Source organism: Stenotrophomonas genospecies 3, assembly GCF_054473855.1.
This window is the reverse complement of the sequence record NZ_JBTMUR010000007.1, coordinates 122,711-148,279: the sequence shown is the minus strand read 5'-3', so window position 1 is coordinate 148,279 and position 25,569 is coordinate 122,711. Positions and strand designations below refer to the sequence as shown.

The following is a 25,569-nucleotide window of genomic DNA, read 5'->3' as shown; positions in this document are numbered from 1 at the left end:
GCCGCGGTGGCGGCGTTGGTGGGCATTGTGAAGACCGGGCGATGGGCGGCTCAATCCTCGGGGTATGTCTCTATGTAACACTGTCGGTGAATACGCGTAACCACAGGTATCCCGCCCATGGCTGGATACACTGGTACGCATTGCCCCGGATGCGGTTCAGCTGCCGACACGGGATGATCGCGACATGGAGACTGAAAACACGATGCATCGACTGCTGATCGTCGACGACGACAACGACATCCGCACCCTGCTGGCCGAACAGCTCGGCCGGGCCGGCTACCAGGTGAGCACGGCCGCAGACGGCACCGCCATGCGCCAGCTGCTGGACCGCGAACACGTGGACCTGATCGTGCTCGACCTCAACCTGCCGCGCGAGGATGGCCTGACCCTGTGCCGCGACCTGCGCGCGCGCTCGAACACACCGGTGATCATGCTGACCGCGCGTGCCGAGCCGATCGACCGCGTGCTGGGCCTGGAAATGGGCGCCGACGACTACCTGGCCAAGCCGTTCGAACCGCGCGAGCTGCTGGCACGCATACGCAACGTGCTGCGCCGGACCGAGGCGCTGCCGGCGAACCTGGAGCCGCTGGCGGTGCGCCGTGCGCGCTTTTCGCGCTGGGTGTTCGATCTGGAGCATCGCCACCTGGTGGACCCGGACGATCGCGTGGTGGTGCTGTCCGGCGCCGAGTTCCGCCTGCTGCGGGTGTTCATCGCCCACGCCAACAAGGTGCTGTCGCGCGAGCAGCTGGTCGCGCTCAGCAGCGGCCGCAACTACGAGGCACAGGACCGCGCCATTGATCTGCAGGTCAGCCGGCTGCGCAACAAGCTGGGTGACGACGGTGGCCCGGACGGACTGATCAAGACCGTTCGCAACGAAGGCTATGTACTGGCCTCCTCGGTGAACCTGGAATAAGCCGCGATGAAGCGCCTGCGCCATTTCCTGTCCTCGATGGTCGGGCGGTTGTTCGTGATCCTGCTGCTGGGCATGAGCGTGGCCGCGATCGGCGCGACCATGCTGGCCACCTCCAAGCGCCAGCAGGAGTTCGAGCGGCAGAACCTGAACCGCATCGCCGACCGCCTCCAAGGCTACGTCAACCTGCTCGACGGCAACCCCGAACTGCGCGAGCGCCTGCTCGAAATCGGTGGGCCGAGCGTGCGTGCGCTGCAACCCGGCGCACGCCTGGGGCGGGCCGATACCGCGTTGATGGAAGTACTCGATGACCGGCCCGGGCCGGTCGCACGCGCGCATGTGCACTTCGCTTCGTTCCGCTCCTGCATTCCCAAGCTGCAGGACCTGCTGCCCCCGCCGCCACCGGGGCATCGCAAGCATCCGCGCGAACGTGATCCGGCGTTCATCCCGCCCAAATGCCGTGCGGTCGACGTGACCCTCAACGACGGCACGCTGCTGAAGCTGGCGCTGGATTCGCCGGCGGTGGCACACAACGGCATCCTCGCCGTGGACCCGTGGTTCCTGACCCTGCTGGTGCTGGCGATCGCGGTGCTGGCCTATATCGTCGCGCGCATGGCCAGCGCGCCGCTGCAGGAACTGGCCGCAGCCGCCGAAGACCTGGGCGACGACCTGCAGCGCGATCCACTGCCGCTGCGCGGCCCGCGCGAAGTGCAGCGTGCCGCCGAAGCCTTCAACGCCATGCAGCATCGCCTGCAGCGGCACCTGGCCGAGCGCACGCAGATGCTGGCGGCGATCACCCATGACCTGCAGACCCCGCTGACCCGGCTGCGCCTGCGCCTGGAGAATGTCAGCGACGAGGTGCTGCGCGAGCGCCTGATCGGCGATCTGGCCGCGATGCAGGCGTTGGTGCGCGAAGGCCTGGAGCTGGCGCGCAGCGCGGAGAGCGCCGAGCAGCGCGCCGCACTGGACCTGGATTCGCTGCTGGAGAGCATCGTTGAAGACACGGCCGAGGGCGGCGGAGATGTCGTCTTTGAAGGTGGCAGCGGAGCGGTGTTGATGTTGCGTCCGCTGGCCATGCATCGCCTGTTTTCCAACCTGGTGGACAACGCGGTGATGTATGCCTACCGGGTGCGGGTACGGGTCGAGCGTAGTGGTGGCGCGATCACCGTGGTGGTGGCCGATGACGGCCCGGGCCTGGCCGAGGATCAGCTGGAAGCCGTGTTCGACCCGTTCGTGCGGGTGGAAACCTCGCGTTCGCGCGAAACCGGCGGCGCCGGTCTGGGCCTGACCATCGCCCGCGCCCTGGCTGAGAAAGACGGGGCGCGGCTGTGGCTGCGCAACCGCGTCGAAGGCGGGCTGGAGGCGGTAGTGCAGTGGCCGGCCAGTGCACAGGTGACGCCGCCGGGCCGCGCGGGCTGAGCCTTCGCGGCTGGCGATGGTGACGCCGTGGGCCGGGTTTGGCCTATCATCTGCGCATCTTCCCAGTTCCCCCCCGATGAGCCAGCCCGTCCCCGCCGGCATGCCGTCCCGCGCTGCCCGGCAGTTCCCGCATGCTGCCAGGCCCGGCAGCCCTGCCTGGCCGCCGCCGCTGCACTGATGGCCGGACAGGGGGACATGGGGCGCTGGGTGGAGCGCTGCGGATCAGATATCGGTCGATGGCTGCGACAGGGCCTGCTGTGGCTGCTGCTGGCCCTTGCACTGCCGGTGGCAGCGCAGGAGGGGGCTCCGCCACTGCGCGACTACGCCATTGATGTATGGACGTCGCGCAACGGCCTGCCGCACAACTCGCTGCGCGACATCGCGCAGACCCCCGAAGGCCACCTTTGGTTCGCCACCTGGGAAGGCCTGGTGCGTTACAACGGGCTGGATTTCACCGTGTTCGACCGCAGTACCCGCCCGGGCCTGCGCGACAACGGCATCGGCGCGCTGTTCGTCGACCGCCAGGGGGGGCTGTGGATCAGTGATTCGCGGGGCAATGTCAGCCATCGCGGCAACGATGGCCAGTGGCGTGTCTGGGAGCACCAGGCCGATACCCCGCAGGTCCTGATCCAGTCCATGCAGATGGACAGCCAGGGCCGCTTGTGGCTGCTGTATGAAGGCAAGGGCATCGGCTATCTGACGCCGGACACCGGTATCGTCTACCAGGCTCCGGCCGCCGACCTGCCGATGGCGATGAGCTTCACCAAGCTGGTGGTCGATGCGCAGGACCGGGTCTGGGTCGGCACGTTGGATGGACTGGTGCTGCGCGACAACGATGGCGTGCTCAAGCGCGCGCCAGCGACTTGGGGGCTGGGCGCCGGCAGTGGCCTGTCATGGCCGTACCGCGCTCCGGATGGCGCGCTGTGGATCGTCGCCGGCGAGCGCCTGTACCGGGTGGAGGATGATCAGCTGGTGCTGATGCACCGCCTGCCGGGGCAGCTGCACCTGACCTCGATGCTGCAGGATCGCCATGGTGACCTGTGGCTGGGCACCGAGAACCAGGGCCTGCTGCGGATCTCAGCGCATGGCCTGGAGCGCCTGCCGGCGGGCCTGAACCTGCCGGGTGGGCGCGTGGTCAGCCTGCGCGAGGATGCCGAGGGCAGCATCTGGGTGGGTGCCAACGGTGGCCTGTACCGCCTGCGCGAAACACTGTTCAGCAGCTACACCGAGCGCGATGGCCTCAGTGGCGACTATGTGCGCACCGTGTTCGAGGACCGCGAACGCCAGCTGTGGGTCGGCAGTGCCAGCGGCCTCGACCTGCAGGCTGCTGATGGCCGCTTCCGCGCGATGCCGCTGCACAACCGCGGCGGCAAGGCACCTTCGGTGCTCAGCCTGGCGCAGGGTCCGGACGGTGACCTGTGGGTCGGAACGTTCGGTGATGGCGTCTACCGTCTTGGCCCCGATGGCCGGCTGCGGCACAACTATGCCGCCGCCGATGGCATGCCGGGCGGCAACATCCGCGCGATCAGCGTGGACCCGCAGGGTGTGGTCTGGGCCGGCACCCAGAAGGGCGTGGTCCGCATCGACGGTGACCGCGTGCAGGTGTCAAGCGTTGCGGGCATGCCCAGCGGCCTGATCACCGCGCTTGAGCACGATCACCAGGGCAACCTGTGGATCGGCACCATCGAGGGCATCCGCGTCCTGCGCGGCGACCACGTGCAGTCGATCGACCTCGCGCCGATGGGCGGTGGCCGCAGCGTGTTCGGCTTCCATCAGCTGGGTGACGCGATGTGGATCAGCAGCGACCGTGGCCTGTACCGCTGGCGCAACGGCACGCTGGCACGGGTGGGGCTGGAGCAGGGCATGCCGGTGGATGCGGTGTTCCAACTGGTGCCGGATCGCCTTGGCAACGTGTGGATCAGCAGCAACCGCGGCGTGCTGCGCACCGACATGGCCACCCTCAACGCCGTGGCCGATGGCCGCGCACCCCGGGTGGTGGTGGAGCGCTACAACGAGATTGACGGCATGGCCAACGCGCAGGCCAACGGCAGCTCCGGGCCATCGGCGATCCTGCGCCAGGACGGCACGTTCTGGGTGGTCACCGCCGGAGGCCTGAGCACCGTCGATCCGCAACGCCTGCAGCGTTTCCGCGAGCGTCTTTCACCGCCGGCAGCGATTGAAAGCGTGCAGGTGGATGGCGCCCCGGTGCATTGGGAAGGCCCGGACCGCAACTACATTCCCGGCGGCCGGCGCTTGGCGGTGAGTTATGTCGGCCTGAGCTACCTGATGTCTGATCGGATCCGCTACCGCACGCGGTTGGACGGCCTGGATACGGGGTGGGTCGAACGCGGCCCGCAGCGCAGCGTGGAGTTCGTCGGCCTGCCGCCGGGCGACTACACCCTGCACGTGGCCGCTGCCCATCCGAGCGGCAGCTGGGGCCAGCAGGAAGCGGTATGGAGCTTCACCGTGGAGCCGTTCTGGTGGCAGCGACGCAGCGTGCAGGTGCTGGGTGGACTGCTGCTGCTGGCCGGGCTGGTGGCGCTGTACCGCCTGCTGCTGCAGCAGCTGAAGGCCAGCAACCTGCGCCTGGCGCGGCGCGTGGACGAGGCGACCTTCGACCTGCAGGCCAAGACCGTGCACCTGCAGGCGCTGAACCAGGAAAAGACCGAACTGGCCGAGCGCCTCGCACGCCAGGCCGAGGCATTCGAACGGCAGGCCCGCGAGGATGCACTGACTGGCCTGGCCAACCGCCGTGCCTTCGATGAAACGCTGGCGCGTGACTTCGCCCGTTCGCAGCGCAGCGGTCATCCGCTGTGCCTGGTGGTGCTGGATATCGACCACTTCAAGGACGTCAACGACCGCCACAGCCACAGCATCGGTGATGCGGTGCTGGTGCAGGTGGCGCGGTTGATTGCAGCCGCCAGCCGCGATTCGGACCTGCCGGCGCGGACTGGTGGCGAAGAGTTCGCGCTGCTGCTCAACGACACCCGCCTGGAGGAAGCCGCACAGCTGTGCGCGCGCCTGCGCGGCCTGTTCCATGACCACCCCGACTGGGCCGGCGTGGACGGACTGCGCGTGACCTTCAGCGCAGGGCTGGTGGAGCTGGATGCCGACGACCGCACCCCGGCACTGCTGTACCAGCGCGCAGACCGCGCGTTGTACCGCGCCAAGAGCGACGGCCGCGACCGAACGAGCATTGGTTGATCGCATCCACGCATGGCGTGGATCTACCGTCCGGTGAGTGGTGGGTGCGGACCGTTGGTCCGCACTGCGTGGATGCGGTTGCGCCGTTGGCTGGCTTACCGCGGCCAGGCGTTGGCGATCGTGCAGAACAAGCGCGCGGTCTGTTCGGTGTCATACACCGCGCTATGCGCCTCGTTGGCATCCCAGCCCAGCCCGGCGGCGGTGGCCGCACGCGCCAGCACGGTCTGACCGTAGGCGATGCCGGCCAGGGTCACCGTGTCGAACACGCTGAACGGATGGAACGGGTTGCGCTTGTGCCCGGTCCGCGCCACCGCTGCATTGACGAAGCCGAGGTCGAAATGCGCGTTGTGGCCGACCAGGATCGCGCGCTGGCAGCCGTACTTCTTCATGGCCGCGCGTACCGGGGTGAAGATGTGGTCCAGCGCCGCCTTCTCTTCCTTGGCCAGCCGGAACGGGTGGTCGAGGATGATGCCGGTCACTTCCAGCGACTTCGGGTCGATCTCCAGGCCCTCGGCCGGCACCACGTGGGCACTGGCGGTCTGGCCGGGGTAGAGCAGGCCGTTCTCGTCCATCTCGATCGGCACGGCGGCGATTTCCAGCAGCGCGTTGCGCTGGCTGTCGAAGCCGCCGGTTTCCACGTCCACCACCACCGGCAGGAAGCCGCGGAAGCGTTGTGACATCGCGCGCTGCGCCTGGGGGACTGCGGAATCGGGAGCGGCGGCAGGTGCGGGGGTGGGGTCAGTCATGCGTGAATTCTAGCAGAGCGACCCTGAGCGCCCGGCCAGCCTTCGGTGCATGCGTTCCCTGCGCGGGCGTGTGTCGACCAAGGTCGACACCTACCGGGACACCGCGCGCTCAGGATTCCGGTAGGTGCCAACCTTGGTTGGCACACGGTGCGCCGACCAGGTTTGGCGATTACCGGACTGCTGGCCGTGCAGGCGTGGCCGAGGGAGACCACCGCGCCAACCACGCATCCACGCTCAGCCTGCCGGCGCCGGTGAAGATCAGCGGCAGCAGCATCGCCATGAACAGTACTGGCAGCTTGAAGTTGCCGAAGCCCTGGTCAGTGATCGCGTAGCCCATGGCCAGGTCGGCCAGCGAGTTCCACTCCATCGGCCAATGCACCGCATAGGTGGCCACTACGGTCAGCACCAGCAGGCTGGCGGCGGCAAACCGGGTGCCGAAGCCAACCAGTAGGCAGGCCGCGCCAATCAGCTCGAACCAGGTGGCAAGCTGCCAGTTCAGGGTGGCCGGCAGCTGGTCGAACGGGAACGGGAAAGCGTCCTGCAGGTCGGCGAACCAGTTCTGGCCGTGCAGCTTTTCGCGGCCGGATTCGAAGTATTCCCAGGCCAGCAGCAGGCGCAGGCCGAGCGGGGCCAACCAGGGGGCGAGACGGTCCAGCTGGCCACGCGTGGCGGCCAGGGTCGGAAGGTTCATCGGTGGTTCTCCGTGGGGGAAAGGGCGTCAGCCAGGGACTGTGAGCGGGCCGATCACGCCGGCCTGCAGGAACTGCTGCAGCAGCGCGGCACCGGGCCCGGCCAGCGCCTCCTCAGCCAGGCCGTTCGCAGCGGCCAATTGCCGCAGATAGGCATGTCCATCGAGGCCGGGTCGTTCGCCGACGCTGGACAGCAGGTATACCGCCAGCGGGCTGAGCACGGCGAAGCGCACTTCGCCATCGGCCTCGCGGCGGACCAGCAGGCCGGTCGGTTCCGCCGGCGGCTGAATTGGCGCATCCTCGGCACCGAGTCGATGCACCGGCCACTGGTACAGCAGCGGCCACGCCAGGGGTGAGCGCTGCAGCGGTACCTGCAGCGGATCGATGTCGCCGGGTGCCGGCAGCGGCTCGGCCTGCAACTGGTACAGCGCGGTCTCCACCCACTCGTAATGAGCGAGTTCGGCCAACGCCGGGTGCGGCAGCTGCGGCTGTGCCTGCAGCCACTGCACGAATTCGGCGGCCAGTTCGGTGAACAGCGGTGTCTGGCAGCGGTGGGTGGCGAAGTAGTGGCGCACCAGGTCGCTCCAGGCGGGCTCGCCGAGCAGGCGCACGCAGACCGGGAAGCCGTTGCTCAACAGGCCGAGCAGATTGTTGAACAGCAGCCGTTGGTACACCGCGACCCGGCGTGCCTCCAGCCCAGCCGGCGGTGGCACGCCCTGCGGATCGCGCAGATGGGCAGTGAACGCATGCTGCTGCGCGCGCAGGGTGCCACGAGCGTCAGTCATGTGCAGTCCCCCCGTGCGTCGCCTGCAGGCGGCGGATGGTCTGCAGTTCGCCCTGCAGCTCGGCGTATGGGGGGAAGTTGAAATCGCGCTCGAGCAGGGTGGGGCGTGGGCCGATGCGCGCGTAGGTACGCGCCAGCAGCTCCCAGACCGGGTCGATCACCGCGCTGCCATGGGTATCGATCTTCAGGTCCGGCGCCTCGTCCAGGTGCCCGGCCACGTGCAGGCAGACGATGCGCTCTGCGGGCAGTCCGGCAATGAAAGTGTCGGCGTCGTAGCCATGGTTGCAGGCATTGACGTAGACGTTGTTGACGTCCAGCAGCAGATCGCAGTCGGCTTCGGCAAGCACCGCGTTGGTGAAGGCCAGTTCGTCCATCGCCGGTTCCGGTGCCAGGTAATAGGACACGTTCTCCACTGCAATGCGGCGGCCCAGCAGATCCTGCACGCGGGCGATGCGTGCCGCAGTGTGGCGCACCGCTTCGTCGGTGAACGGGATCGGCAGCAGGTCGTACAGGTGACCGTCGTCGCTGCAGTAGCTCAGGTGCTCGCTGTACAGCGGCACGCGGTGCTTTTCCAGGAACTGGCCGACCTGTTCCAGCAGCTGCGTATCCAGCGGCGCGCTGCCGCCCAGCGACAACGACAGGCCGTGGCAGCTCAACGGATGGCGCTGCGCCAGTTCGGCCAGTGCATCCCCGGCGGGACCACCCACATGGATCCAGTTCTCCGGCGCGCATTCGAGGAAATCGAAGTCGCCTGCCGGGGCGTCACGCAGGTCCTGTAGCAGCGCCCGGCGCAGGCCCAACCCGGCGGCCGCCGCACGAAGCGGCGACCGCGGGTGGACGAGGCTGGCGCGGACGTCAGTGCTTGCCACCGCACTTGCCTTCGCCGCACTTGCCTTCAGCCGACTTCTTGTCGCCTGTCTTGGCAGCGGCTGCACCAGCAGCCTTGCCCTTGTCGGCACCGCACTTGCCTTCGCCACACTTGCCTTCGGCAGCCTTGCCCTTGTCACCGCCGCACTTGCCTTCAGCGGTCTTGCCGTCGGCGCCGCACTTGCCTTCGGCGTGCTTGGTATCGGCAGCCTTTGCCGCCTGGCCAGCCACCAGGTAGCCCTGGGCCAGGTCGCTCATGCTCAGGGCCGAGGCACTGGCGGTCATGCCCAGGCCGGCGGCCAGGGCCGTAGCGGTCAGCAGGGACAGGGTCTTGTTGGAACTGCTCATCGGTCTTGCTCCTAGGTGGAGGGCAGGTGCCCGGGGTGAATCGATGGTGCAGCGATCCTACTCAACGAATCCTCGCCAAGAACTCAAATTTTCGTGAGATTTGTTACAGAGGGGGAGACCGGTGGCCGGAACGCCCAAAAACAAAGGGCCGCTGTCACCAGGACAGCGGCCACCGTGGAGTCGACTCCGGTGTTGCAGTGCAGCGTCAGGGCTGGCCGGTGCTGGAGGTCTCGTCGCGCTTTTCACGCGGCGGCAGCGGCTGCTCACCGTGCACCAGGAACCACACGTTCTCGGCGATGTTGGTGGCGTGGTCGCCCACGCGCTCCAGGTTCTTGGCCATGAACAACAGATGGGTGCACGGGGTGATGTTGCGCGGGTCTTCCATCATGTAGGTCAGCAGCTCGCGGAACAGCGCGGTGTACTGCGCGTCCAGGCGGGCGTCATCCTCGCGCAGTTCCAGCGCGGCATCGGCGTCGTTGTCGCGGTAGGCGGCAATGGCGCGGCGCACCTGCTGCGCGGCCAGGCGGCCGAGCGCCCGCAGGCCCTGGATCTGTGGCAGCGGCGGCACTTTGCCCAGCGCGATCGAACGCTTGGCAACGTTGGCCGCGTAGTCGCCGATGCGCTCGATGTCGGCCGGGATGCGCAGGCCGGCCAGGATCTCGCGCAGGTCGCGTGCCATCGGGCCACGCAGCGCCAGGCGCATCACGTCATGGCTGATCTGCTGCTCCAGCGCATCGATCGCTTCGTCGTTGGCGATGATGCGATGGGCGGCGTTCTCGTCGCGCTTCTCGATCACGTCCATCGCCGCTTCGAGCTGAGCGACGGCCATCTCGCCCATGCGCACGATTTCGGCCACCAGCCGCTGCTGTTCTTCGTCGTAGCTCTTGACGATGTGGTCGTTGGGAAGATTCATGTTCATTCCACTCTGTAGAGTCGAGCCATGCTCGACTGACGTTATCCGTAGAGTCGAGCCACGCTCGACTGACGTTAGCTGTAACTCGACTGACGTTTCAGCCGAAGCGACCGGTGATGTAATCCTCGGTCTGCCGCTGCGACGGCTGCGAGAAGATCACTTCGGTGCGGTCGTGCTCGATCAGGTCGCCCAGGTACATGAAGGCGGTGTAGTCGGACACGCGCGCGGCCTGCTGCATGTTGTGGGTGACGATGACGATGGTGTACTCGTGCTTGAGCTCTTCCACCAGCTGCTCGATGCGGCTGGTCGAGATCGGATCCAGCGCCGAGGTCGGCTCGTCCAGCAGCAGCACCGACGGGCGCAGGGCCACGGCACGGGCGATGCACAGGCGCTGCTGCTGGCCACCGGACAGGCCCAGTGCGCTCTGCCCCAGCTTGTCCTTCACTTCGTCCCACAGTGCGCCCTGGCGCAGCGCCTGCTCGACGCGGTCGGCCATGTCGGCCTTGCTCAGCTTCTCGTGGTGGCGGATGCCGTAGGCCACGTTCTCGAAGATGGTCATCGGGAACGGCACCGGCTTCTGGAACACCATGCCGACCTTGCTGCGCAGGCGGTTCATCGGGTACTTCGGTGACAGGATGTTCTCGCCGTCCAGCAGCACTTCACCACGCGCCTCCAGCTTCGGGTACAGCGCGTAGATGCGGTTGAAGATGCGCAGCAGGGTCGACTTGCCGCAGCCGGAGGGACCGATCAGCGCGGTCACGCGCTTTTCCGGGATCTCCAGGTTGATGCCCTTCAGGGCATGGAACTTGTCGTAGTAGAAGTCCAGTCCACGCGCAGCCAGCTTCACCGGCGACGGCGTGTGCAGGCTCTCGTGCGAGGACGGCACGGCGATGCGCTGCATCGGCACGGCGTTGGAAAGGTCGTTCATGGCGTTATCCACGGAAAGGTCAGTCATGGGAGATACGGTTGCGCAGCAGGATGCCGCGGGCGGCAAGGCTGACCAGCAACACGAAGACAGTCAGCACCAGGGCACCGGCCCAGGCCAGCACCTGCCAGGATTCATACGGGCTGCCGGCGAACTGGTTCATCACCACCGGCACCGAGGCCATCGGCTGGAAGATGTTGTTGTTCCAGTACTGGTTGCCGAAGGCAGTGAACAGCAGCGGTGCGGTCTCGCCGGAGATGCGGGCCAGCGCCAGCAGGATGCCGGTGATGATGCCGGCCGAGGCACTGCGGTACAGCACCTGCACGATCACCTTCCACTGCGGGATACCCAGCGACAGGGCTGCCTCACGCATCTGCGAGGGCACCAGGCGCAGCATCTCGTCGGTGGTGCGCACCACCACCGGCAGCACGATGAAGGCCAGCGACAGTGCACCGGCGAACGCCGAGAAGTTGCCGCCGGTCTGCATCACGTACAGCGTGTAGACGAACAGGCCAAGCACGATGGATGGGGCCGACAGCAGGATGTCGTTGACGAAGCGGACCACGGTGCCGGCCTTGCGGGCGTTGCCGTACTCGGCCAGCCAGGTGCCGGCCAGCACGCCCAGCGGGGTGCCGATGCCGATCGCCAGCGCACACATCACCGCACTGCCGAAGAAGGCGTTGGCGAGACCGCCTTCCTGCATCGGCGGCGGCGTCATCTTGGTGAACAGATCCCAGTTGATGCCGGCCAGGCCCTTGGAGGCCAGGGTGAACAGGATCCAGCCGAGGAAGAACAGGCCGAACAGGGCGGTGGCACAGGAGGCGGTGATCGCAACGACGTTGCCGATGCGACGGCGCAGGTACAGCGAATCAGCGGTGGTGGACATCAGTTGCCCTCCTTGCGGGACAGGCGCATCAGCATCAGGCGGGCGATGGCCAGCACCACGAAGGTGACGATGAAGAGGACGAAGCCGAGCAGCAGCAGGGCCGAGCGGTAGGTTTCAGTGGCTTCGCCGAAATCGTTGGCGATCAGCGCGGCGATGGTGGTGCCCGGTTCCAGCAGCGACGGCGACAGGCGCACGCTGTTGCCAATCACGAAGGCCACGGCCATGGTCTCGCCCAGGGCGCGACCGAGGCCGAGGAAGATGCCACCGATCACCGCCGAGCGGGTGTAGGGCAGCACGATGTCCCAGCTCACTTCCCACTTGGTGGAGCCCAGCGCGTAGGCCGATTCCTTCAGGCGGGTCGGCACGGTCAGGAACACTTCGCGCATCACCGAGGAGATGAACGGAATGACCATGATGGCCAGCACGAAACCGGCGGTGAGCATGCCGATGCCCAGCGGCGGGCCCTGGAACAGCGGGCCGATGATCGGCATCCCGCCCAGGGTTTCGTTGAGGAACGGAGTGACGTACTCGGTCATCACCGGCACCAGCACGAACAGGCCCCACATGCCGTAGATGATCGAAGGAATGCCCGCCAGCAGTTCGATGGCGGTACCGACCGGGCCACGCAGCCAGCGCGGCGCGACTTCGGTGAGGAAGAAGGCGATGCCGAAGCTGACCGGCACGGCGATGACCATCGCGATGAGCGCGGTGACCAGGGTGCCGTAGATCGGAGCGAGGGCGCCGAACTTGTTTTCGACCGGATTCCAGTCGGCGGAGAAGAAGAAGCTCAGGCCCTGCATCTGCAGGGCATGGCGGCCGCCCCACAGCATGGACAGCGCGGCGCAGGCCAGGGCGATCAGGACGAAGATGACGGTGCCGACCAGCACCCATCGGAACAGTTTGTCGTTGCGGGCATCACGCGCATCACGCGTGGACGGGGCGGCTACAGGCTGGGCGATGGCATTCATGGGGACGGCAGGGCCAGGAAGGGGCGGGGCGGCACGGCGTGGAAGAAGCGGTGCCCGCGCGGGGCGGGCACCGTCGTGTCCATCACTTCAGGTCGGTCGCCCAGTAGGCCTCGATCTGCTTGACCAGTTCGGCCGGCAGCGGCACGTAGTGCAGCTCGTTGGCCTGGGCCTGGCCGTTCTCGAAGGCCCACTTGAAGAAGGCCAGGGTGTCCTGGTTGCGCTTGGCATCCTTCGGCTGCTTCTGCATCAGCATGAAGTTGGTGGCGGTGATCGGCCACGCCTGCTCGCCCGGGGCGTTGGTGATGACCAGGTTGAAGTCCTTGGCGCTGGCCCAGTCGGCGCTGGCAGCCGCGGCGGCGAAGGTTTCCGCGCTCGGTTCGACCCAGTTGCCGGCCGCATTCTGCATGGCGGTGTACGGCATGCCGTTCTGCAGCGCGTAGGCCAGTTCGACGTAGCCGATCGAGCCCTTGATCTGCTTCACGTAGGAAGCGACGCCTTCATTGCCCTTGCCACCGACGCCGTCCGGCCACTGCACCGAGGTGCCTTCGCCGACCTTGCTCTTCCACTCCGGGCTGACCTTGGACAGGTAGTTGGAGAAGTTGAAGGTGGTGCCCGAACCGTCCGAACGGTGGACCAGGGTGATCTTGCCGTCCGGCAGCTTCACGCCCGGGTTGGCGGCGACGATGGCCGGGTCGTTCCAGGTCTTGACCTTGCCCAGGAAGATGTCGGCCAGCAGGGCGCCGCTGAGGCGCAGCTTGCCGGTTTCCAGGCCTTCGATGTTGACCACCGGCACCACGCCGCCGATGGCGGACGGGAACTGGGCCAGGCCGGCCTGGGCCAGCTCTTCGCTGCTCAGCGGCTTGTCGGAGGAGCCAAAGTCGACGGTGCCGGCCTTGATCTGGGCGATGCCGCCACCGGAGCCGATCGACTGGTAGTTGATCTTGGCGCCGGTGCTGGTGTTGTAGTCAGCCGACCACTTGGAGACCAGCGGGAAGATGAAGGACGCGCCCGCGCCGGACACTTCGGCGGTCACCTTGGCACCGGCAGCGGCCGGGGCGGCGGCACCGTCGGCAGCCGGCTGCTGCGCGGCCTGCTTGTCGCCACCGCAGGCCGACAGGCCCAGGGCGATGGCCAGGGAAAGGGCGGCAAGGCCGGCCGAGTGCAGTTTCATGGTCACTCCATAGCGGGGAAGAGCCGACGTCGTCGGCGGATGCGGCTATGAAATGATGTTTTTGTTACAGCCGTATTACGACCATGACAGGGGTGTCCTGGATCACGTTCTGACAAGGGTTTCACGGGGTTGGCCCCCATCCCGCAGAGCCCCGGAGGCCCCGGATCTGCGCACCGATATGACGGCCGGGGCTCTACAAACGCTCTTGCCTTTGCTCCTGCCTTTCATGACCCCACCGCGCCCCCGATGAACTGTCGAGAGGCGGTGGGCCAGGGCGTGCAGGACCGTCCACGGCATGGATGCCGTGGCCGAGCCCCCAAGGAAGGGTTTACGGCGTGTCCTGCACGCCCTGGCCCCCCGACTCACCCACGGATCAGCGAAGGCGCAAACGCTCTTCACGACCAACCCCCAAAAACAAGAAGAGCGCGAGATCTCGAGGATCTCGCGCCCGGGGTGGGATCGGCGGGGGAGAGAGGACCCGCCGATCCCGTTCCTGCGGGGGAACGCGCTTGCTTACTTCAGGTTCTGCGTCCAGTAGGTCTCGATCTGGCGGACCAGGCTGTCCGGCAGCGGCACGTAGTCCAGCTGGCGGGCCTGGGCATCGCCGCTCTTGTAGACCCAGCGGAAGAACTCCTGGGTGGCCTTGCCGTTGGCAGCGTTCTTCGGCTTCTTGTGCACCAGGATGAAGTTGGTGGCGGTGATAGGCCAGGACTCGGCGCCCGGGGCGTTGGTCATCACCAGGTAGAAGTCCTTGGCGCTGGCCCAGTCGGCGCTGGCAGCAGCGGCGGCGAACGACGCGTCGCTCGGCTGCACGAAGCGGCCGGCGGCATTCTTCATCGCGGTGTACGACAGCTTGTTCTGCAGCGCATAGGACAGTTCGACGTAGCCGATGCCGCCCTTGATCTGCTTCACGTAAGCGGCAACGCCTTCGTTGCCCTTGCCGCCGATGCCGGCCGGCCACTGGACCGAGGTGCCTTCACCGACCGAGCTCTTCCACTCCGGGCTGACCTTGGACAGGTAGTTGACGAAGTTGAAGGTGGTGCCCGAACCATCCGAACGGTGCACGACGGTGATCTTGGCGCTCGGCAGGGTCACGCCCGGGTTCAGTGCGGCGATGGCCGGGTCGTTCCAGGTCTTGATCTTGCCAAGGAAGATGTTGGCCAGCACGGTGCCGTCCAGCTTCAGCGCGCCCGGGGCGATGCCGGCAACGTTGACCACCGGCACCACGCCGCCGATCACCGACGGGAACTGCGCCAGGCCCGAAGCGGCCAGTTCTTCCGGCTTCAGCGGGGCGTCGGATGAGCCGAAATCAACGGTCTTGGCCTTGATCTGGGCGATACCACCGCCGGAGCCGATCGACTGGTAGTTGACCTTGTTGCTGGTGGCGGCGTTGTAGTCGGCCGACCACTTCGACATCACCGGGTAGATGAACGAGGCGCCCGCGCCGGTGATTTCAGCGGCGTTGGCGGCGAACACGGACGACGCTGCGAAGACGGCAACGGCAACGCGCGACTTGAAGGCGTGGATCACGGGGTGGCTCCTGGGTTGATTGGGATGCGGGGTTACCCGCCCGGCGCACATTCCATAACGGTTCGATGACAGCGCAGGGACCGTTGTATGACGCAACCGTTACAGCGCTGCCCGGCGTCCGCACAGCCAGGGGCGTGAAGGTTCTGAGTGCTGCGGGCAACGTGATGACCATGCGCCGGAGACGGACGTGGCCCGGTTGCGATCACGTTCTATATGTCGCTGATGGACTGCCCGGTGTGGTCGTCAATGCCATCCCGGCCTGGCATTCCGCAGTGATGCCGCGTCATCCACACGAAACCATCAATGCAGTTGAGCGCTGCGCGGCGGTCGGCCCGGGCCGGGACGCTGATACGTGACGCCATATGCCGCAAGGGATCGACAAGCATGTGGCGGCAAATGAGTCGTACGCATGACCGCACGAAGAAATCTGTGGTTGGTGCTCAGGTTGTCATTCGGCTGTCATGGTTTTAACGGAATGTTCGCAAAACGCTTGACCGGCCTGCCGGCGTGGCGTTCTGCCCAAGCCATTCCAACCCTCTGGAGAAATCCAAAATGCGTTCCCATTTGCTCGCCGCCGCGGTCGTTGCAAGCCTCGGTCTGGTTTCCGCCGACGCCTTCGCAGCTCCCGCCAGCACGGGCGTATCCCAGGCACAGCTGCAGCAGCTGCAGGCGCAGATCGCTGCCCTGCAGGCCCAGGTCCAGCAGTTGCAGAACGATTCGCAGGCGCTGCAGGCACAATCTGACGCGCAGTCCGAAGTGAACATCACCCAGGCCCAGGCCCTGGAAGGTGCACAGAAGACCCAGACCAGCGTCGACAAGCTGGCCAAGCTGGTCAATGACAACAAGATCGGCGGTCGCATGTTCTTCGACCTGACCAACATCGACAAGACCAGCAACGGCAAGGACACCGCCGCCAGCGGCACCGGTCTGGACGTCAAGCGCTTCTACCTGACCGTCGACCACAAGTTCAACGACATCTGGTCGGCCAACCTGACCACCGACTTCCAGTACAGCTCGGCCATCGGCAACACCGAACTGTTCGTCAAGAAGGCCTACGTGCAGGGTAGCTTCGACCCGGCCTTCAACCTGCGCGTCGGTGCCGCCGACATGCCGTGGATTCCGTACGTCGAGAAGTTCTACGGCATGCGTTATGTCGAGAACACCCTGACCGATCGCCTGAAGTACGGCAACTCGTCCGACTGGGGTCTGCATGGCTTCGGCAACCTGGGCAACAACTTCAACTACGCGGTCTCGGTTGTGTCCGGCGCCGGCTACAAGAACCCGACCCGCAGCAAGGGCATGGACGTGGAAGGCCGCGCGGCCTATACCCCGAACGAGAACTTCGTGGTTGCCGTCGGTGGCTACAGTGGCAAGCTGGGCAAGGAAACCGACATCCAGAGCGCCGAGAACACCTACACCCGCGCCAATGCGATGGTGGCCTACGCCAGCAGCGACTTCCGCGTCGGTGGCGAGTACTTCCAGGCCAAGAACCTCAACAACGTGATGACCGTTGCCACCGACAAGACCAGCGGCTGGTCGGTGTGGGGCAGCGTGCGCGTCACCGACGGCGGCATCAACGTGTTCGGTCGTTACGATGACACCGACGTCAGCAAGACGCTGGACCCGACCCTGAGCGACAAGTACTGGAACGTCGGCGTCGAGTTCCCGGTCATGAAGAACCTCAAGCTGTCGACCGTGTACAAGTACACGCACCTGGCCAACGCCAGCGACAAGAAGAACGACAAGACCAAGGAGTTCGGCGTCTGGGGCGACCTGTCGTTCTGATGTCCTGAAGCACTCTTGTCTACAAGCAAAGACGGCGGGCCCTGTGCCCGCCGTCCTTGTTTTGTCACACCACGAACGCGTTCACGCCTCGGCCGTGGTCTTTTCCTTGAACCGGCACAGGTCGGCGATCACGCAGCCCGGGCAATCCGGCTTGCGCGCCTTGCACACATAACGTCCGTGCAGGATCAGCCAGTGATGCGCGTCGAGCAGGAACTCGGCCGGAATCACCTTCACCAGTTTGTCTTCCACTTCGCGCACGTTCTTGCCCGGGGCCAGGCCGGTACGGTTGGAGACGCGGAAGATATGCGTGTCCACCGCCATCACCGGCTCACCGAACGCAGTGTTGAGCACCACGTTGGCGGTCTTGCGGCCCACGCCCGGCAGCGCTTCCAGTTCATCGCGATCGCGCGGCACTTCACCGCCGTGCTTCTCCAGCAGGATCGCGCAGGTGGCGATCACGTTCTTCGCCTTGGCGTTGAACAGACCGATGGTGGCGATGTACTGCTTCAGCCCGTCCTCGCCAAGCGCGAGGATCTTTGCCGGGGTATTGGCCACCGGGAACAGGCGGCGCGTGGCCTTGTTGACGCCCACGTCGGTGGCCTGCGCCGACAGCGCGACCGCCACCAGCAGTTCGAACGGCGAGCTGTACTCCAGTTCGGTCTTCGGGTGCGGATTGAGTTCGCGCAGGCGGGTGAACATCTCCACCACGTCGGCGCGCGGCATGCTGCCACCGCGTCGCGCCGGCGCGCGCGGGGTCTTCTTCGCAGTAGCCATTACTGCTCCTTGCCGGTGGCGCGGGCCTTGGCCCGGGCGAGAATCGCGGCGGCCGCCGGGGGCAGGGCGGGCTTCACGTCCGGTGCCGGGGCTGGCGTGCGTCGCGCATCGCGTTCGGCCTCGCGGCGCGCCAGGCGCACGGCACGGGCACGGTAGCGTTCGCGTGCGGCCCAGGCCGCGTGCAGCTGCTGCTGGGCCTGCTGCAGGCGTCGTGGAAGGTCCGGGTGGCCGGGCAGCAGCTGTTCGTCGCCGTCACGGGCAACGTAGTCCATGAGACCGGCCTGCAGGGCGCCATCGAGATCGTCTGCCTGGACCCGGGCGAACAGCTGCGCGGGGTTGGGTCGGGATGCCATGGCGTCAGCGGTTCTGGAAGGCCGGCGGGCGGCGCTGCAGGAAGGCGCTGGTGCCTTCGCGCATGTCTTCGGTGGCGAACAGCAGGCCGAACTGCGCGCTTTCGTACTCCAGCCCAGCCTCCAGGCTGCATTCGCCACCCACGTGTACCGCGTCGAGCAGGCCACGCAGGGCCAGCGGGGCCGAGCGTGCCAGCTGGCGCGCGATGTCCTGTACACGGTTGTCCAGCGCATCGGCGGGCACCACCTCGTTGACGATGCCCAGTTCCAGCGCACGCGCGGCGTTGATCGGTGCACCCAGCAGGCACAGCTCCAGGGTGGCGGCGCGGCCGCACAGGCGCAGCAGGCGCTGGCTGCCGCCGAAGCCGGGAATCAGGCCGAGATTGATCTCCGGCTGCCCGACCTTGGCCGTATCGGCAGCGATGCGCAGGTGGCAGGCCATGGCCAGCTCCAGCCCGCCGCCCAGGGCGAAGCCGTTCACGCGTGCGATCACCGGCTTGGGCATGCGCTCGATCTGGCGCATCAGGGCCTGGCCGAGCAGGGAGAAATCACGTCCCTGAACCGCACTGAGTGTGTTCATCTCGGCGATGTCGGCCCCGGCCACGAAAGCCTTCGGACCGGCACCGGTGAGCACCACCACGCGCACGTCCGGGTCGGCGGCGGCAGCGCTGAACGCCTCGGTCAGCGCCTGCAGGGTCGCGGCATTCAAGGCGTTGAGCTTGTCCGGGCGCTGGACGGTCACGGTGCGGATGGCGCCGTCGTCGGCGACAGCGATCAGGGCATCGGCCACGGGGAAACTCCTGAAACGTTAAAAAAAAGTGAGATTGAACTCCGCCAACGCAGACGGGTCTTAGCCTGCATCGTGAGTAGCGGTTACACGTTGTGCCCGTTATCCTAACCCGTCGCCTCAGGGCGGCGCAGAACGTCCCTGAGTTACCACCCCTGGAGAACTGTTTGATGAAGTTGCGTTCTATCGCGGTCGCCGTCGCGGCCCTGGCCCTGACGGGCAATGCCTTCGCCCAGGACGTCTCGTCCGAAAAGGGCAAGCTGAGCTACTACTTCGGTTACGACTACGGCAACAACCTGGCGGAGCTGACCGGTCGTGGTGAGCAGCTGGACATCAACTCGGTGGTGAAGGGCCTGCAGGACGCCTACGCCAAGAAGCAGCCGGCGATCACCGCCGACCAGCTGAAGCCGGCCGTTGAAGCGTTCCAGAAGCGCGAGCAGGGCCGTGCCCAGGCTGCCAAGGCCGAGTACGAAAAGGCTGCTGCCGAAAACAAGACCAAGAGCGATCAGTTCATCGCGGCGAACAAGGCCAAGGCCGGCGTGCAGTCCCTGCCGAGCGGCGTCCAGTACCGCGTGATTGAAGCCGGCAAGGGCGCCAAGCCGACCCAGGCCAGCACCGTGCAGCTGGAAGTGGCCGGTCCGTTCCCGTACGGCCAGCGCCCGACCGAAGCCCGCCCGGCCCAGCAGATTCCGTCGATCAAGGTCAGCGAAGTCGAAATGAAGGCCATGCGCGAGACCCTGCTGCAGATGCCGGCTGGCTCGAAGTGGGAAGTCACCCTGCCGCCGGACCAGGCCTACGGTGCCGACCCGCGCACCCCGTTCCCGCCGAACGTGGCTGTGCAGTTCGAGATCAAGCTGGTCAGCGTCAAGTAAATCGAAGCGGTAAACGAAACGCGCCGGTGATCCCACCGGCGCGTTTTTGTTTGCGCGGATCGCGACGCTGCCGTGCACTGCATATTGACCCCGCGCAAATTCAGCCCGATCGCGCTACTGTTGCCGGGTGCAAACAATGGAAAAAACGGCACGTGTTGTCGCAAGTCCCTGCATCGGAGTGTGCACGCTGGATCCGCACCGGCAATGCACCGGCTGCGGGCGGCATATCGATGAGATCGCGCGGTGGTCGTCGATGAGCAACGAGGAACGCAGCCGCATCCTGCATCGCGTGCAACCTCTGCGTGAACAGCTGCAGCAATCACTGCGCGGCTCGCTGGCTGATCACGAGCGCCTGATGCGCGCGCTGCATCCACTGGCCGAGCCGCCGGCCGGCGACGGCTGGAACCGCAGTGAACTGATCGATCTGCTGCCGCCCGGGCCCCCGGTGGAAGCCGCCGTACTGGCCGGCATCGTGCCGCGCGCCAACGGCGCACAGGTCATTCTCACCCGTCGCACCGAAACCCTGCGTACCCATGGTGGCCAGGTCGGTTTCCCCGGTGGCCGCACCGAACCCGATGACCGCGATGCGTTGGCCGCTGCACTGCGCGAGAGCCAGGAGGAAATCGCATTGGCGCCCGGCCAAGTGCAGGCGCTGGGCTATCTCGATCCCTTCGTGACGATCACCGGCTACCGGGTCACGCCGGTGGTGGCCGTGGTCGATCCGGATTTCGTGCCGGTGCCACAGCCCAGTGAAGTGGCCGAAGTGTTTGAAGTGCCGCTCGATTACCTGATGGCAGCCGACAACCTGCACCAGGTCGAAATCAATCATCGCGGCCGCGTCCGCCACGTCCTCGAATATGGCTGGCCCGGCCAGCGCATCTGGGGCGCCACCGCCGCCATCCTCTACAACCTGCGTCGCCGCCTGGAGCAAGTGCAATGAAGCCGATCGATCCGCCGTGGACCACCCTGGTCGATGTCGCCACCCTGGCCGCTGCATTGGGCGAGGGCGTTCGCGTGGTCGACGCACGTGCTACTGCCAGTACCGCCGTACGCGTGGTCGATGCACGTTCCTCGCTGGCCGATCCGCAGGCGGGTAACGGCCAGTATCTGGCGGGGCATGTTCCGGGCGCGGTGTATGCCGACCTCAATCGGGACCTGTCGGATCTGACCCGCAGCGGCCACGGCCGTCACCCGCTGCCGGACAGCGATGCCTTCGCCGCGAAACTGGGCCAGTGGGGCATCGGTCCCGACACCCAGGTGGTGGTCTACGACGGCAGCGATGGCAGCATGGCCGCCTCGCGCCTGTGGTGGCTGCTGCGCCTGATCGGGCACAGCAAGGTGGCCGTGCTTGATGGTGGCATCGCCGCATGGCAGGGCGCAGGGCATCCCTTGGCGACGGGGCAGGATGAGGTGATCGCGCTGCCGGTTTACCCGGGCCGTTTCGACACCACCCAGATCGCCAATGCCGAGGAAATCAGCGCACGCCTGAAGCACGCGCCGGGCTGGCTGGTCGATGCACGCGCGGGTGAGCGCTTCCGCGGCGAAGTGGAGCCGCTGGACCCGGTCGCCGGCCACGTGCCGGGCGCGGTCAACCGTCCGTTTGCGTTGAACGTCGCCGACGGCCGCCTGCGTGATGCACAGGAACTGCGCGCCGAACTGCAGGGCGTGATCGGCAACCGTGATCCGCAGCAGGTGGTGCTGATGTGCGGCTCCGGCGTGACCGCCTGCCACCTGTTGCTGGCGATGGAAGCGGCCGGTCTGTCCGGCGCACGCATCTACGCCGATTCCTGGAGCGGCTGGGTCAGCGACAGCAGCCGCCCGGTCGCCACCGGCGCCTGAGCAACGCGGGGTCAGAGCCGCTTTCCAACGAAAAACGGCTCTGACCCCATCAACTGAAAATCCGGGTCAGAGCCCGTTGCGTAGCAACGGGATCCGACCCCGTGTCGACCAAGGTCGACACCCACCAACAGCAGCAGAGATCTGTCGAAGGCGGGGTGGGTCCGGTTGCGAGGGTGTCCGCGGCATGGATGCCGCGGCCAAGCCCCCATGGACGGGTTTACGGCGTCCCTCGCAACCGGACCCACCCCGCCATCCTGCGGAATGCCAGCTCTTGACGTTGATGTTGCTTCTGCGGGTGCAGGGCGCAGCCCTGCCGCTTACCCAACCGGCTGCAACGGCACCTTCGCCAGGATCCGCGCCCACGGGAACAACGGCCCCGGATCACGCTTGCGTGCCACCATCAGCGCCGGGTCATCGCTGGCCGGCACCTGCTCCAGATCCAGCTGGTCGTGCCCGGCAATCCGCCGCAGCGACGGGTAGCGCGCTACCAGCGCCAGCAACAGCTGCTCCAGCGCCTGCAGCTGTGCCTCGGTGTACGGCTCGTCCATCGCCTGCTGGCGGCTGTCGAACCAGTGCGGGTAGCGGCCGGTGTTGACCAGCTCGATGCCCAGCGTGTGTGCGTTCATGCCGCGTACGTGGTGGGCCACGCGTTCCGGCGCCACGTACTGCACCACGCTGCCATCGCGGTCGATGTAGAAGTGGCCGCTGTTGCCGGCGCCGCTGTCGTACAGCACACGCTCACCGTACTCGCGCGCCATCGCCAGGTCGGGCAGCTCGGTGCAGTGGATCACCACCATCTCCAGCGTGGCCGGGTCGCGCAGTGGCAGACGGTCTTCGTAGGGCAGGGGCTGCAGCTGCAGGCCGGGCAGGAGCGGGTTGGGCATCCGGCGATGCTAGCATTGCGGCATGAACCTGCCTTCCCTTTCCTCGTCGGCCCGCGCCCACGGAGCACGCGCATGAGCCGTGGCCACTGCATCCTGTCCCATGGCTTCGAGAGCGGCCCGGAGGCGACCAAGGTCACCGCGCTGGCCGACGTGGCGCAGCGCCTGGGCTGGACCCATGAGCGCCCGGACTACACCGACCTGGACGCGATGAGCGAGGTCAGCCGGGTGGGCGATGTGCCGACCCGCCTGCGCCGCCTGGTCGAACGCACCGCCATCGCTGCCCAGCAGGGCCCGGTGGTGCTGGCCGGCTCCAGCCTGGGTGCCTACATCTCTGCCATCGCCTCGCTGCAGGTGCCGGTGGCCGGCCTGTTCCTGATGGTGCCGCCGACCACCATGGGCCCGATGCCGGCGCTGGACGCCGCCGCCGTGCCGACCACCGTGGTCCAGGCCTGGCATGACGACGTGGTCCCGGCCGCCGGGGTGATTGCCTGGGCGCAGGCGCGTTCGGCGCAGCTGCTGCTGGTCGACGACGGCCACCGCCTGGAGCACCACGTGGAGGCCTCCGCGCAGGCCTTCGAGCGCCTGCTGCGGCAACTGTGAAGCCCGGGCGCACGGCGCGCCCGCCCGCATTGACTACAATGGCAGCCCCGCCGCCCCCGGCGCGGGCCTGCCGGCCGTGCCTACGGCCCTCCTTTCCGACTGGCCCGGCCCCTGTGCCGCGCCCGACCACCTGCGAACCGATCCTGTGAAATTCTTCGTCTCCTGCGCCAAGGGCCTGGAATACCTGCTTGCCGATGAACTGTCGGCCCTGGGCCTTGGCAAGGCCACTGCCACCATTGCCGGCGTCAACGCCGAGGGCGAACTGGAGCAGGCGCTGCGGATCGTGATGTGGTCGCGCCTGGCCAGCCGCGTGCTGTGGCCGATCGACGAGTTCGACTGCCCGGACGAGCAGGCCCTGTATGACGGCGTGCGTGCGCTGCCGTGGCACGAGCACATCAAGCCGGAGATGACCCTGGCGGTGGACGCGCACGTGTCCGGCGACAAGATCACCCATGCCCGCTTTGCCGCGCAGCGGATCAAGGACGCCATCGTCGACCGCATGCGTGATGAAGGTCTGGAGCGCCCGTCGGTCAACACCGACCTGCCGGATGTGCGCGTCAACCTGTCACTGCGCAAAGGCCGTGCCTCGCTGTCGATCGACCTCGGCGGCGGCCCGTTGCATCGCCGTGGCTGGCGCGGCGCCGCTCACGAGGCACCGCTGAAGGAAAATCTGGCCGCCGCGCTGCTGCTGCGCGCGCAGTGGCCGCGGCTGCACGCCGCCGGTGGCGGCCTGCTGGACCCGATGTGCGGCAGCGGCACGCTGCTGATCGAAGGCGCGCTGATGGCCGCCGACGTCGCGCCCGGCCTGATGCGCCACGGCAGCCTGCCGCCGAGCCGCTGGCTGGGCTTCGACAAGGCCGCCTGGAAGAGCATCCAGAGCGAGGCGCGTGACCGCGAAGCGGCTGGCCTGGCCGCGCTGAAGCCGGTCATCCACGGCAGCGACATCGACCCGACCGCGATTCAGGCGGCACGCGAGAATGCCGAGGTGGCCGGTGTCGCCCACGCGATCCGCTTCACCCGCGCCGATGTGGCCGACCTGGCCGCGCCGGAGCAGGAGATCGGTGCGGTGGTCTGCAACCCGCCGTATGACGAACGCCTGGCCGCCGACCCGGCGCTGTACCGCGCACTGGGCAATGCCCTGCAGAAGGCGGTGCCGCAGTGGCGCGCCAGCCTGCTGTGCGGCAATGACGAACTGGCCTTTGCCACCGGCCTGCGTGCGGGCAAGAAGTACCAGATGTTCAACGGTGCGCTGGAATGCGCGCTGATCGTCTGCGACCCGATCGCCGTGCCGGGCCGCGACCCGGCGCAACCGCGCGAGCTGAGCGAAGGTGCGCAGATGGTGGCCAACCGCCTGCGCAAGAACCTGAAGAAGTTCAAGAGCTGGCGTGCCCGCGAGGACATCACCTGCTTCCGTGCCTACGATGCCGATCTGCCGGAGTACGCGGCGGCCATCGATGTCTACGAGGAAGACGGTGGCAAGCGCCGCACCTTCCTGCATGTGCAGGAATACGCCGCACCGGCGGCGATTCCGGAGAACGACGTGCGCCGCCGCCGCAACGAGCTGCTGGCGGCCGCGCGCGAAGTATTCGGCGTGCCGCCGGAGCAGGTCTCGATGAAGTCGCGCGAGCGCGGCAAGGGCGGCAGCAAGTACGGCCGTTTCGAGCAGCGTGACGAATTCATCGTGGTGCGCGAGAACAACGCGCTGCTGCAGGTGAATCTGTTCGACTACCTGGACACCGGCCTGTTCCTCGACCATCGCCCGCTGCGCCGGATGATGGCCGAACAGGCGCGTGGCAAGCGTTTCCTCAACCTGTTCTGCTACACCGGCGTGGCCAGCGTGCAGGCCGCCGTGGCCGGTGCGGCCAGCACCACCAGCGTCGATCTTTCGGCGACTTACCTGCAGTGGTGCTACGACAACCTGGCGTTGAACGGGCAGGGCGGCAACCAGCACCTCCTGGTGCAGGCCGATGCGATGGCCTGGCTGGAAGGCGACCGTGGCCAGTACGACGTGATTTTCTGCGATCCGCCGACCTTCTCCAACTCCGCACGCGCCGATGACTTCGACGTGCAGCGCGAGCAGTTGAAGCTGCTGCGCGCGGCGGTGGCGCGGCTGGCGCCGGGTGGCGTGCTGTACTTCTCCAACAACTTCCGCCGCTTCAAGCTGGAAGAGAACGCCATCGCCGAATTCGCCCAGTGCCGCGAAATCACCGCGCGCACCATCGGCCCGGATTTCGAGCGCAACGCGCGCATCCACCGCGCGTGGGAACTGAAGCGGTTGGGGTAATTACGGTAGTGCCGGCCGCTGGCCGGCAACGTTG

General features: G+C 67.0%; 24 protein-coding genes. 9 read left to right on the top strand and 15 right to left on the bottom strand.

Annotation, left to right across the window (positions count from 1 at the left end; genetic code table 11):
• Nucleotides 1–184: 184 nt before the first annotated feature.
• From ACX9OT_RS11325 to ACX9OT_RS11315, 3 genes are all read left to right on the top strand, one after another.
• The gene (locus ACX9OT_RS11325; RefSeq protein WP_005408779.1) at nt 185–913 is read left to right on the top strand and encodes a response regulator; all 729 of its coding nucleotides are present in this window, start codon (nt 185–187) and stop codon (nt 911–913) included.
• A gap of 6 nt (nt 914–919) precedes the next feature.
• Entirely contained in the window at nt 920–2,329 is a 1,410-nt protein-coding gene (locus ACX9OT_RS11320) for an ATP-binding protein (RefSeq protein ID WP_032127908.1), read from the top strand.
• A gap of 177 nt (nt 2,330–2,506) precedes the next feature.
• Nucleotides 2,507–5,533 (top strand): two-component regulator propeller domain-containing protein, encoded by a 3,027-nt coding sequence (locus tag ACX9OT_RS11315; RefSeq protein ID WP_459002114.1) that lies wholly within the window; start codon nt 2,507–2,509, stop codon nt 5,531–5,533.
• A 95-nt stretch (nt 5,534–5,628) separates the two neighbouring features.
• Here the strand turns inward: ACX9OT_RS11315 and rnt are convergent, their stop codons facing one another.
• The 11 genes from rnt to pstS (ACX9OT_RS11260) all read right to left on the bottom strand — a co-directional run bounded on the left by rnt (nt 5,629) and on the right by pstS (ACX9OT_RS11260) (nt 15,360).
• The gene (rnt, locus tag ACX9OT_RS11310) at nt 5,629–6,279 is read right to left on the bottom strand and encodes a ribonuclease T (RefSeq protein ID WP_014036542.1); all 651 of its coding nucleotides are present in this window, start codon (nt 6,277–6,279) and stop codon (nt 5,629–5,631) included.
• Between the two features lie 169 nt (nt 6,280–6,448).
• Complete coding sequence (locus ACX9OT_RS11305; protein WP_049463604.1) at nt 6,449–6,970, bottom strand: HvfX family Cu-binding RiPP maturation protein; 522 nt, start codon at nt 6,968–6,970, stop codon at nt 6,449–6,451.
• A 27-nt stretch (nt 6,971–6,997) separates the two neighbouring features.
• Nucleotides 6,998–7,753: an HvfC family RiPP maturation protein gene (locus ACX9OT_RS11300; RefSeq protein ID WP_458073670.1), complete on the bottom strand. Its 756-nt coding sequence runs from the start codon at nt 7,751–7,753 to the stop codon at nt 6,998–7,000.
• Complete coding sequence (locus ACX9OT_RS11295; RefSeq protein ID WP_458073672.1) at nt 7,746–8,621, bottom strand: HvfB family MNIO-type RiPP peptide maturase; 876 nt, start codon at nt 8,619–8,621, stop codon at nt 7,746–7,748. Before ACX9OT_RS11295 ends, ACX9OT_RS11300 begins: the two co-directional genes overlap by 8 nt.
• A complete protein-coding gene (locus ACX9OT_RS11290; protein WP_049421602.1) occupies nt 8,608–8,967 on the bottom strand; it encodes an HvfA family oxazolone/thioamide-modified RiPP metallophore in 360 nt (119 codons plus the stop codon). The genes ACX9OT_RS11295 and ACX9OT_RS11290 overlap by 14 nt, the downstream gene beginning before the upstream one ends.
• A 205-nt stretch (nt 8,968–9,172) precedes the next feature.
• Entirely contained in the window at nt 9,173–9,886 is a 714-nt protein-coding gene (gene phoU, locus ACX9OT_RS11285; protein WP_087944217.1) for a phosphate signaling complex protein PhoU, read from the bottom strand.
• 91 nt (nt 9,887–9,977) lie between these two features.
• Complete coding sequence (gene pstB / locus ACX9OT_RS11280) at nt 9,978–10,808, bottom strand: phosphate ABC transporter ATP-binding protein PstB (protein ID WP_005408788.1); 831 nt, start codon at nt 10,806–10,808, stop codon at nt 9,978–9,980.
• A gap of 19 nt (nt 10,809–10,827) precedes the next feature.
• On the bottom strand, nt 10,828–11,691 hold the full coding sequence (pstA, locus tag ACX9OT_RS11275; RefSeq protein WP_032127902.1) for a phosphate ABC transporter permease PstA: 864 nt from the start codon (nt 11,689–11,691) through the stop codon (nt 10,828–10,830).
• On the bottom strand, nt 11,691–12,659 hold the full coding sequence (gene pstC / locus ACX9OT_RS11270; protein WP_459002109.1) for a phosphate ABC transporter permease subunit PstC: 969 nt from the start codon (nt 12,657–12,659) through the stop codon (nt 11,691–11,693). Before pstC ends, pstA begins: the two co-directional genes overlap by 1 nt.
• An 82-nt stretch (nt 12,660–12,741) precedes the next feature.
• The gene (gene pstS / locus ACX9OT_RS11265) at nt 12,742–13,830 is read right to left on the bottom strand and encodes a phosphate ABC transporter substrate-binding protein PstS (protein ID WP_125895763.1); all 1,089 of its coding nucleotides are present in this window, start codon (nt 13,828–13,830) and stop codon (nt 12,742–12,744) included.
• A 513-nt stretch (nt 13,831–14,343) separates the two neighbouring features.
• On the bottom strand, nt 14,344–15,360 hold the full coding sequence (gene pstS, locus ACX9OT_RS11260) for a phosphate ABC transporter substrate-binding protein PstS (protein ID WP_459002106.1): 1,017 nt from the start codon (nt 15,358–15,360) through the stop codon (nt 14,344–14,346).
• A gap of 552 nt (nt 15,361–15,912) precedes the next feature.
• Between pstS (ACX9OT_RS11260) and ACX9OT_RS11255 the strand changes: the two genes are divergently transcribed.
• Complete coding sequence (locus tag ACX9OT_RS11255; protein ID WP_032127900.1) at nt 15,913–17,145, top strand: porin; 1,233 nt, start codon at nt 15,913–15,915, stop codon at nt 17,143–17,145.
• Between the two features lie 81 nt (nt 17,146–17,226).
• Here ACX9OT_RS11255 and nth read toward each other — a convergent pair whose 3' ends face one another.
• From nth to ACX9OT_RS11240, 3 genes are read right to left on the bottom strand one after another with little or no spacing between them, the layout of a single operon-like run.
• On the bottom strand, nt 17,227–17,919 hold the full coding sequence (gene nth / locus ACX9OT_RS11250; RefSeq protein WP_032127899.1) for an endonuclease III: 693 nt from the start codon (nt 17,917–17,919) through the stop codon (nt 17,227–17,229).
• Nucleotides 17,919–18,272, bottom strand: a complete 354-nt coding sequence (locus tag ACX9OT_RS11245) for a hypothetical protein (RefSeq protein WP_107432510.1) — start codon at nt 18,270–18,272, stop codon at nt 17,919–17,921. Before ACX9OT_RS11245 ends, nth begins: the two co-directional genes overlap by 1 nt.
• Before the next feature lie 4 nt (nt 18,273–18,276).
• Nucleotides 18,277–19,059, bottom strand: coding sequence for an enoyl-CoA hydratase/isomerase family protein (locus tag ACX9OT_RS11240; protein ID WP_032127897.1), 783 nt, complete (start codon nt 19,057–19,059; stop codon nt 18,277–18,279).
• Nucleotides 19,060–19,226: 167 nt separating this feature from the next.
• Between ACX9OT_RS11240 and ACX9OT_RS11235 the strand changes: the two genes are divergently transcribed.
• The 3 genes from ACX9OT_RS11235 (at nt 19,227) to ACX9OT_RS11225 (ending at nt 21,767) form a co-directional block, all read left to right on the top strand.
• Nucleotides 19,227–19,928 (top strand): FKBP-type peptidyl-prolyl cis-trans isomerase, encoded by a 702-nt coding sequence (locus ACX9OT_RS11235; protein WP_032127896.1) that lies wholly within the window; start codon nt 19,227–19,229, stop codon nt 19,926–19,928.
• A 136-nt stretch (nt 19,929–20,064) separates the two neighbouring features.
• The gene (locus ACX9OT_RS11230; RefSeq protein WP_032127895.1) at nt 20,065–20,868 is read left to right on the top strand and encodes a CoA pyrophosphatase; all 804 of its coding nucleotides are present in this window, start codon (nt 20,065–20,067) and stop codon (nt 20,866–20,868) included.
• Complete coding sequence (locus ACX9OT_RS11225; protein ID WP_459002102.1) at nt 20,865–21,767, top strand: sulfurtransferase; 903 nt, start codon at nt 20,865–20,867, stop codon at nt 21,765–21,767. The genes ACX9OT_RS11230 and ACX9OT_RS11225 overlap by 4 nt, the downstream gene beginning before the upstream one ends.
• Before the next feature lie 317 nt (nt 21,768–22,084).
• Here ACX9OT_RS11225 and ACX9OT_RS11220 read toward each other — a convergent pair whose 3' ends face one another.
• Nucleotides 22,085–22,651 carry an N-acetylmuramoyl-L-alanine amidase gene (locus ACX9OT_RS11220; protein ID WP_049463595.1) on the bottom strand — a complete coding sequence of 189 codons (567 nt, stop codon included), beginning with the start codon at nt 22,649–22,651 and terminating at the stop codon, nt 22,085–22,087.
• A 72-nt stretch (nt 22,652–22,723) separates the two neighbouring features.
• On the opposite strand from ACX9OT_RS11220, the gene ACX9OT_RS11215 reads away from it, so the two are divergent.
• Together ACX9OT_RS11215 and rlmKL are read left to right on the top strand one after the other, a co-directional pair.
• Complete coding sequence (locus ACX9OT_RS11215; protein WP_049399884.1) at nt 22,724–23,251, top strand: alpha/beta hydrolase; 528 nt, start codon at nt 22,724–22,726, stop codon at nt 23,249–23,251.
• Nucleotides 23,252–23,396: 145 nt separating this feature from the next.
• Nucleotides 23,397–25,535 carry a bifunctional 23S rRNA (guanine(2069)-N(7))-methyltransferase RlmK/23S rRNA (guanine(2445)-N(2))-methyltransferase RlmL gene (rlmKL, locus tag ACX9OT_RS11210; RefSeq protein ID WP_049423319.1) on the top strand — a complete coding sequence of 713 codons (2,139 nt, stop codon included), beginning with the start codon at nt 23,397–23,399 and terminating at the stop codon, nt 25,533–25,535.
• Nucleotides 25,536–25,569 lie beyond the last annotated feature (34 nt).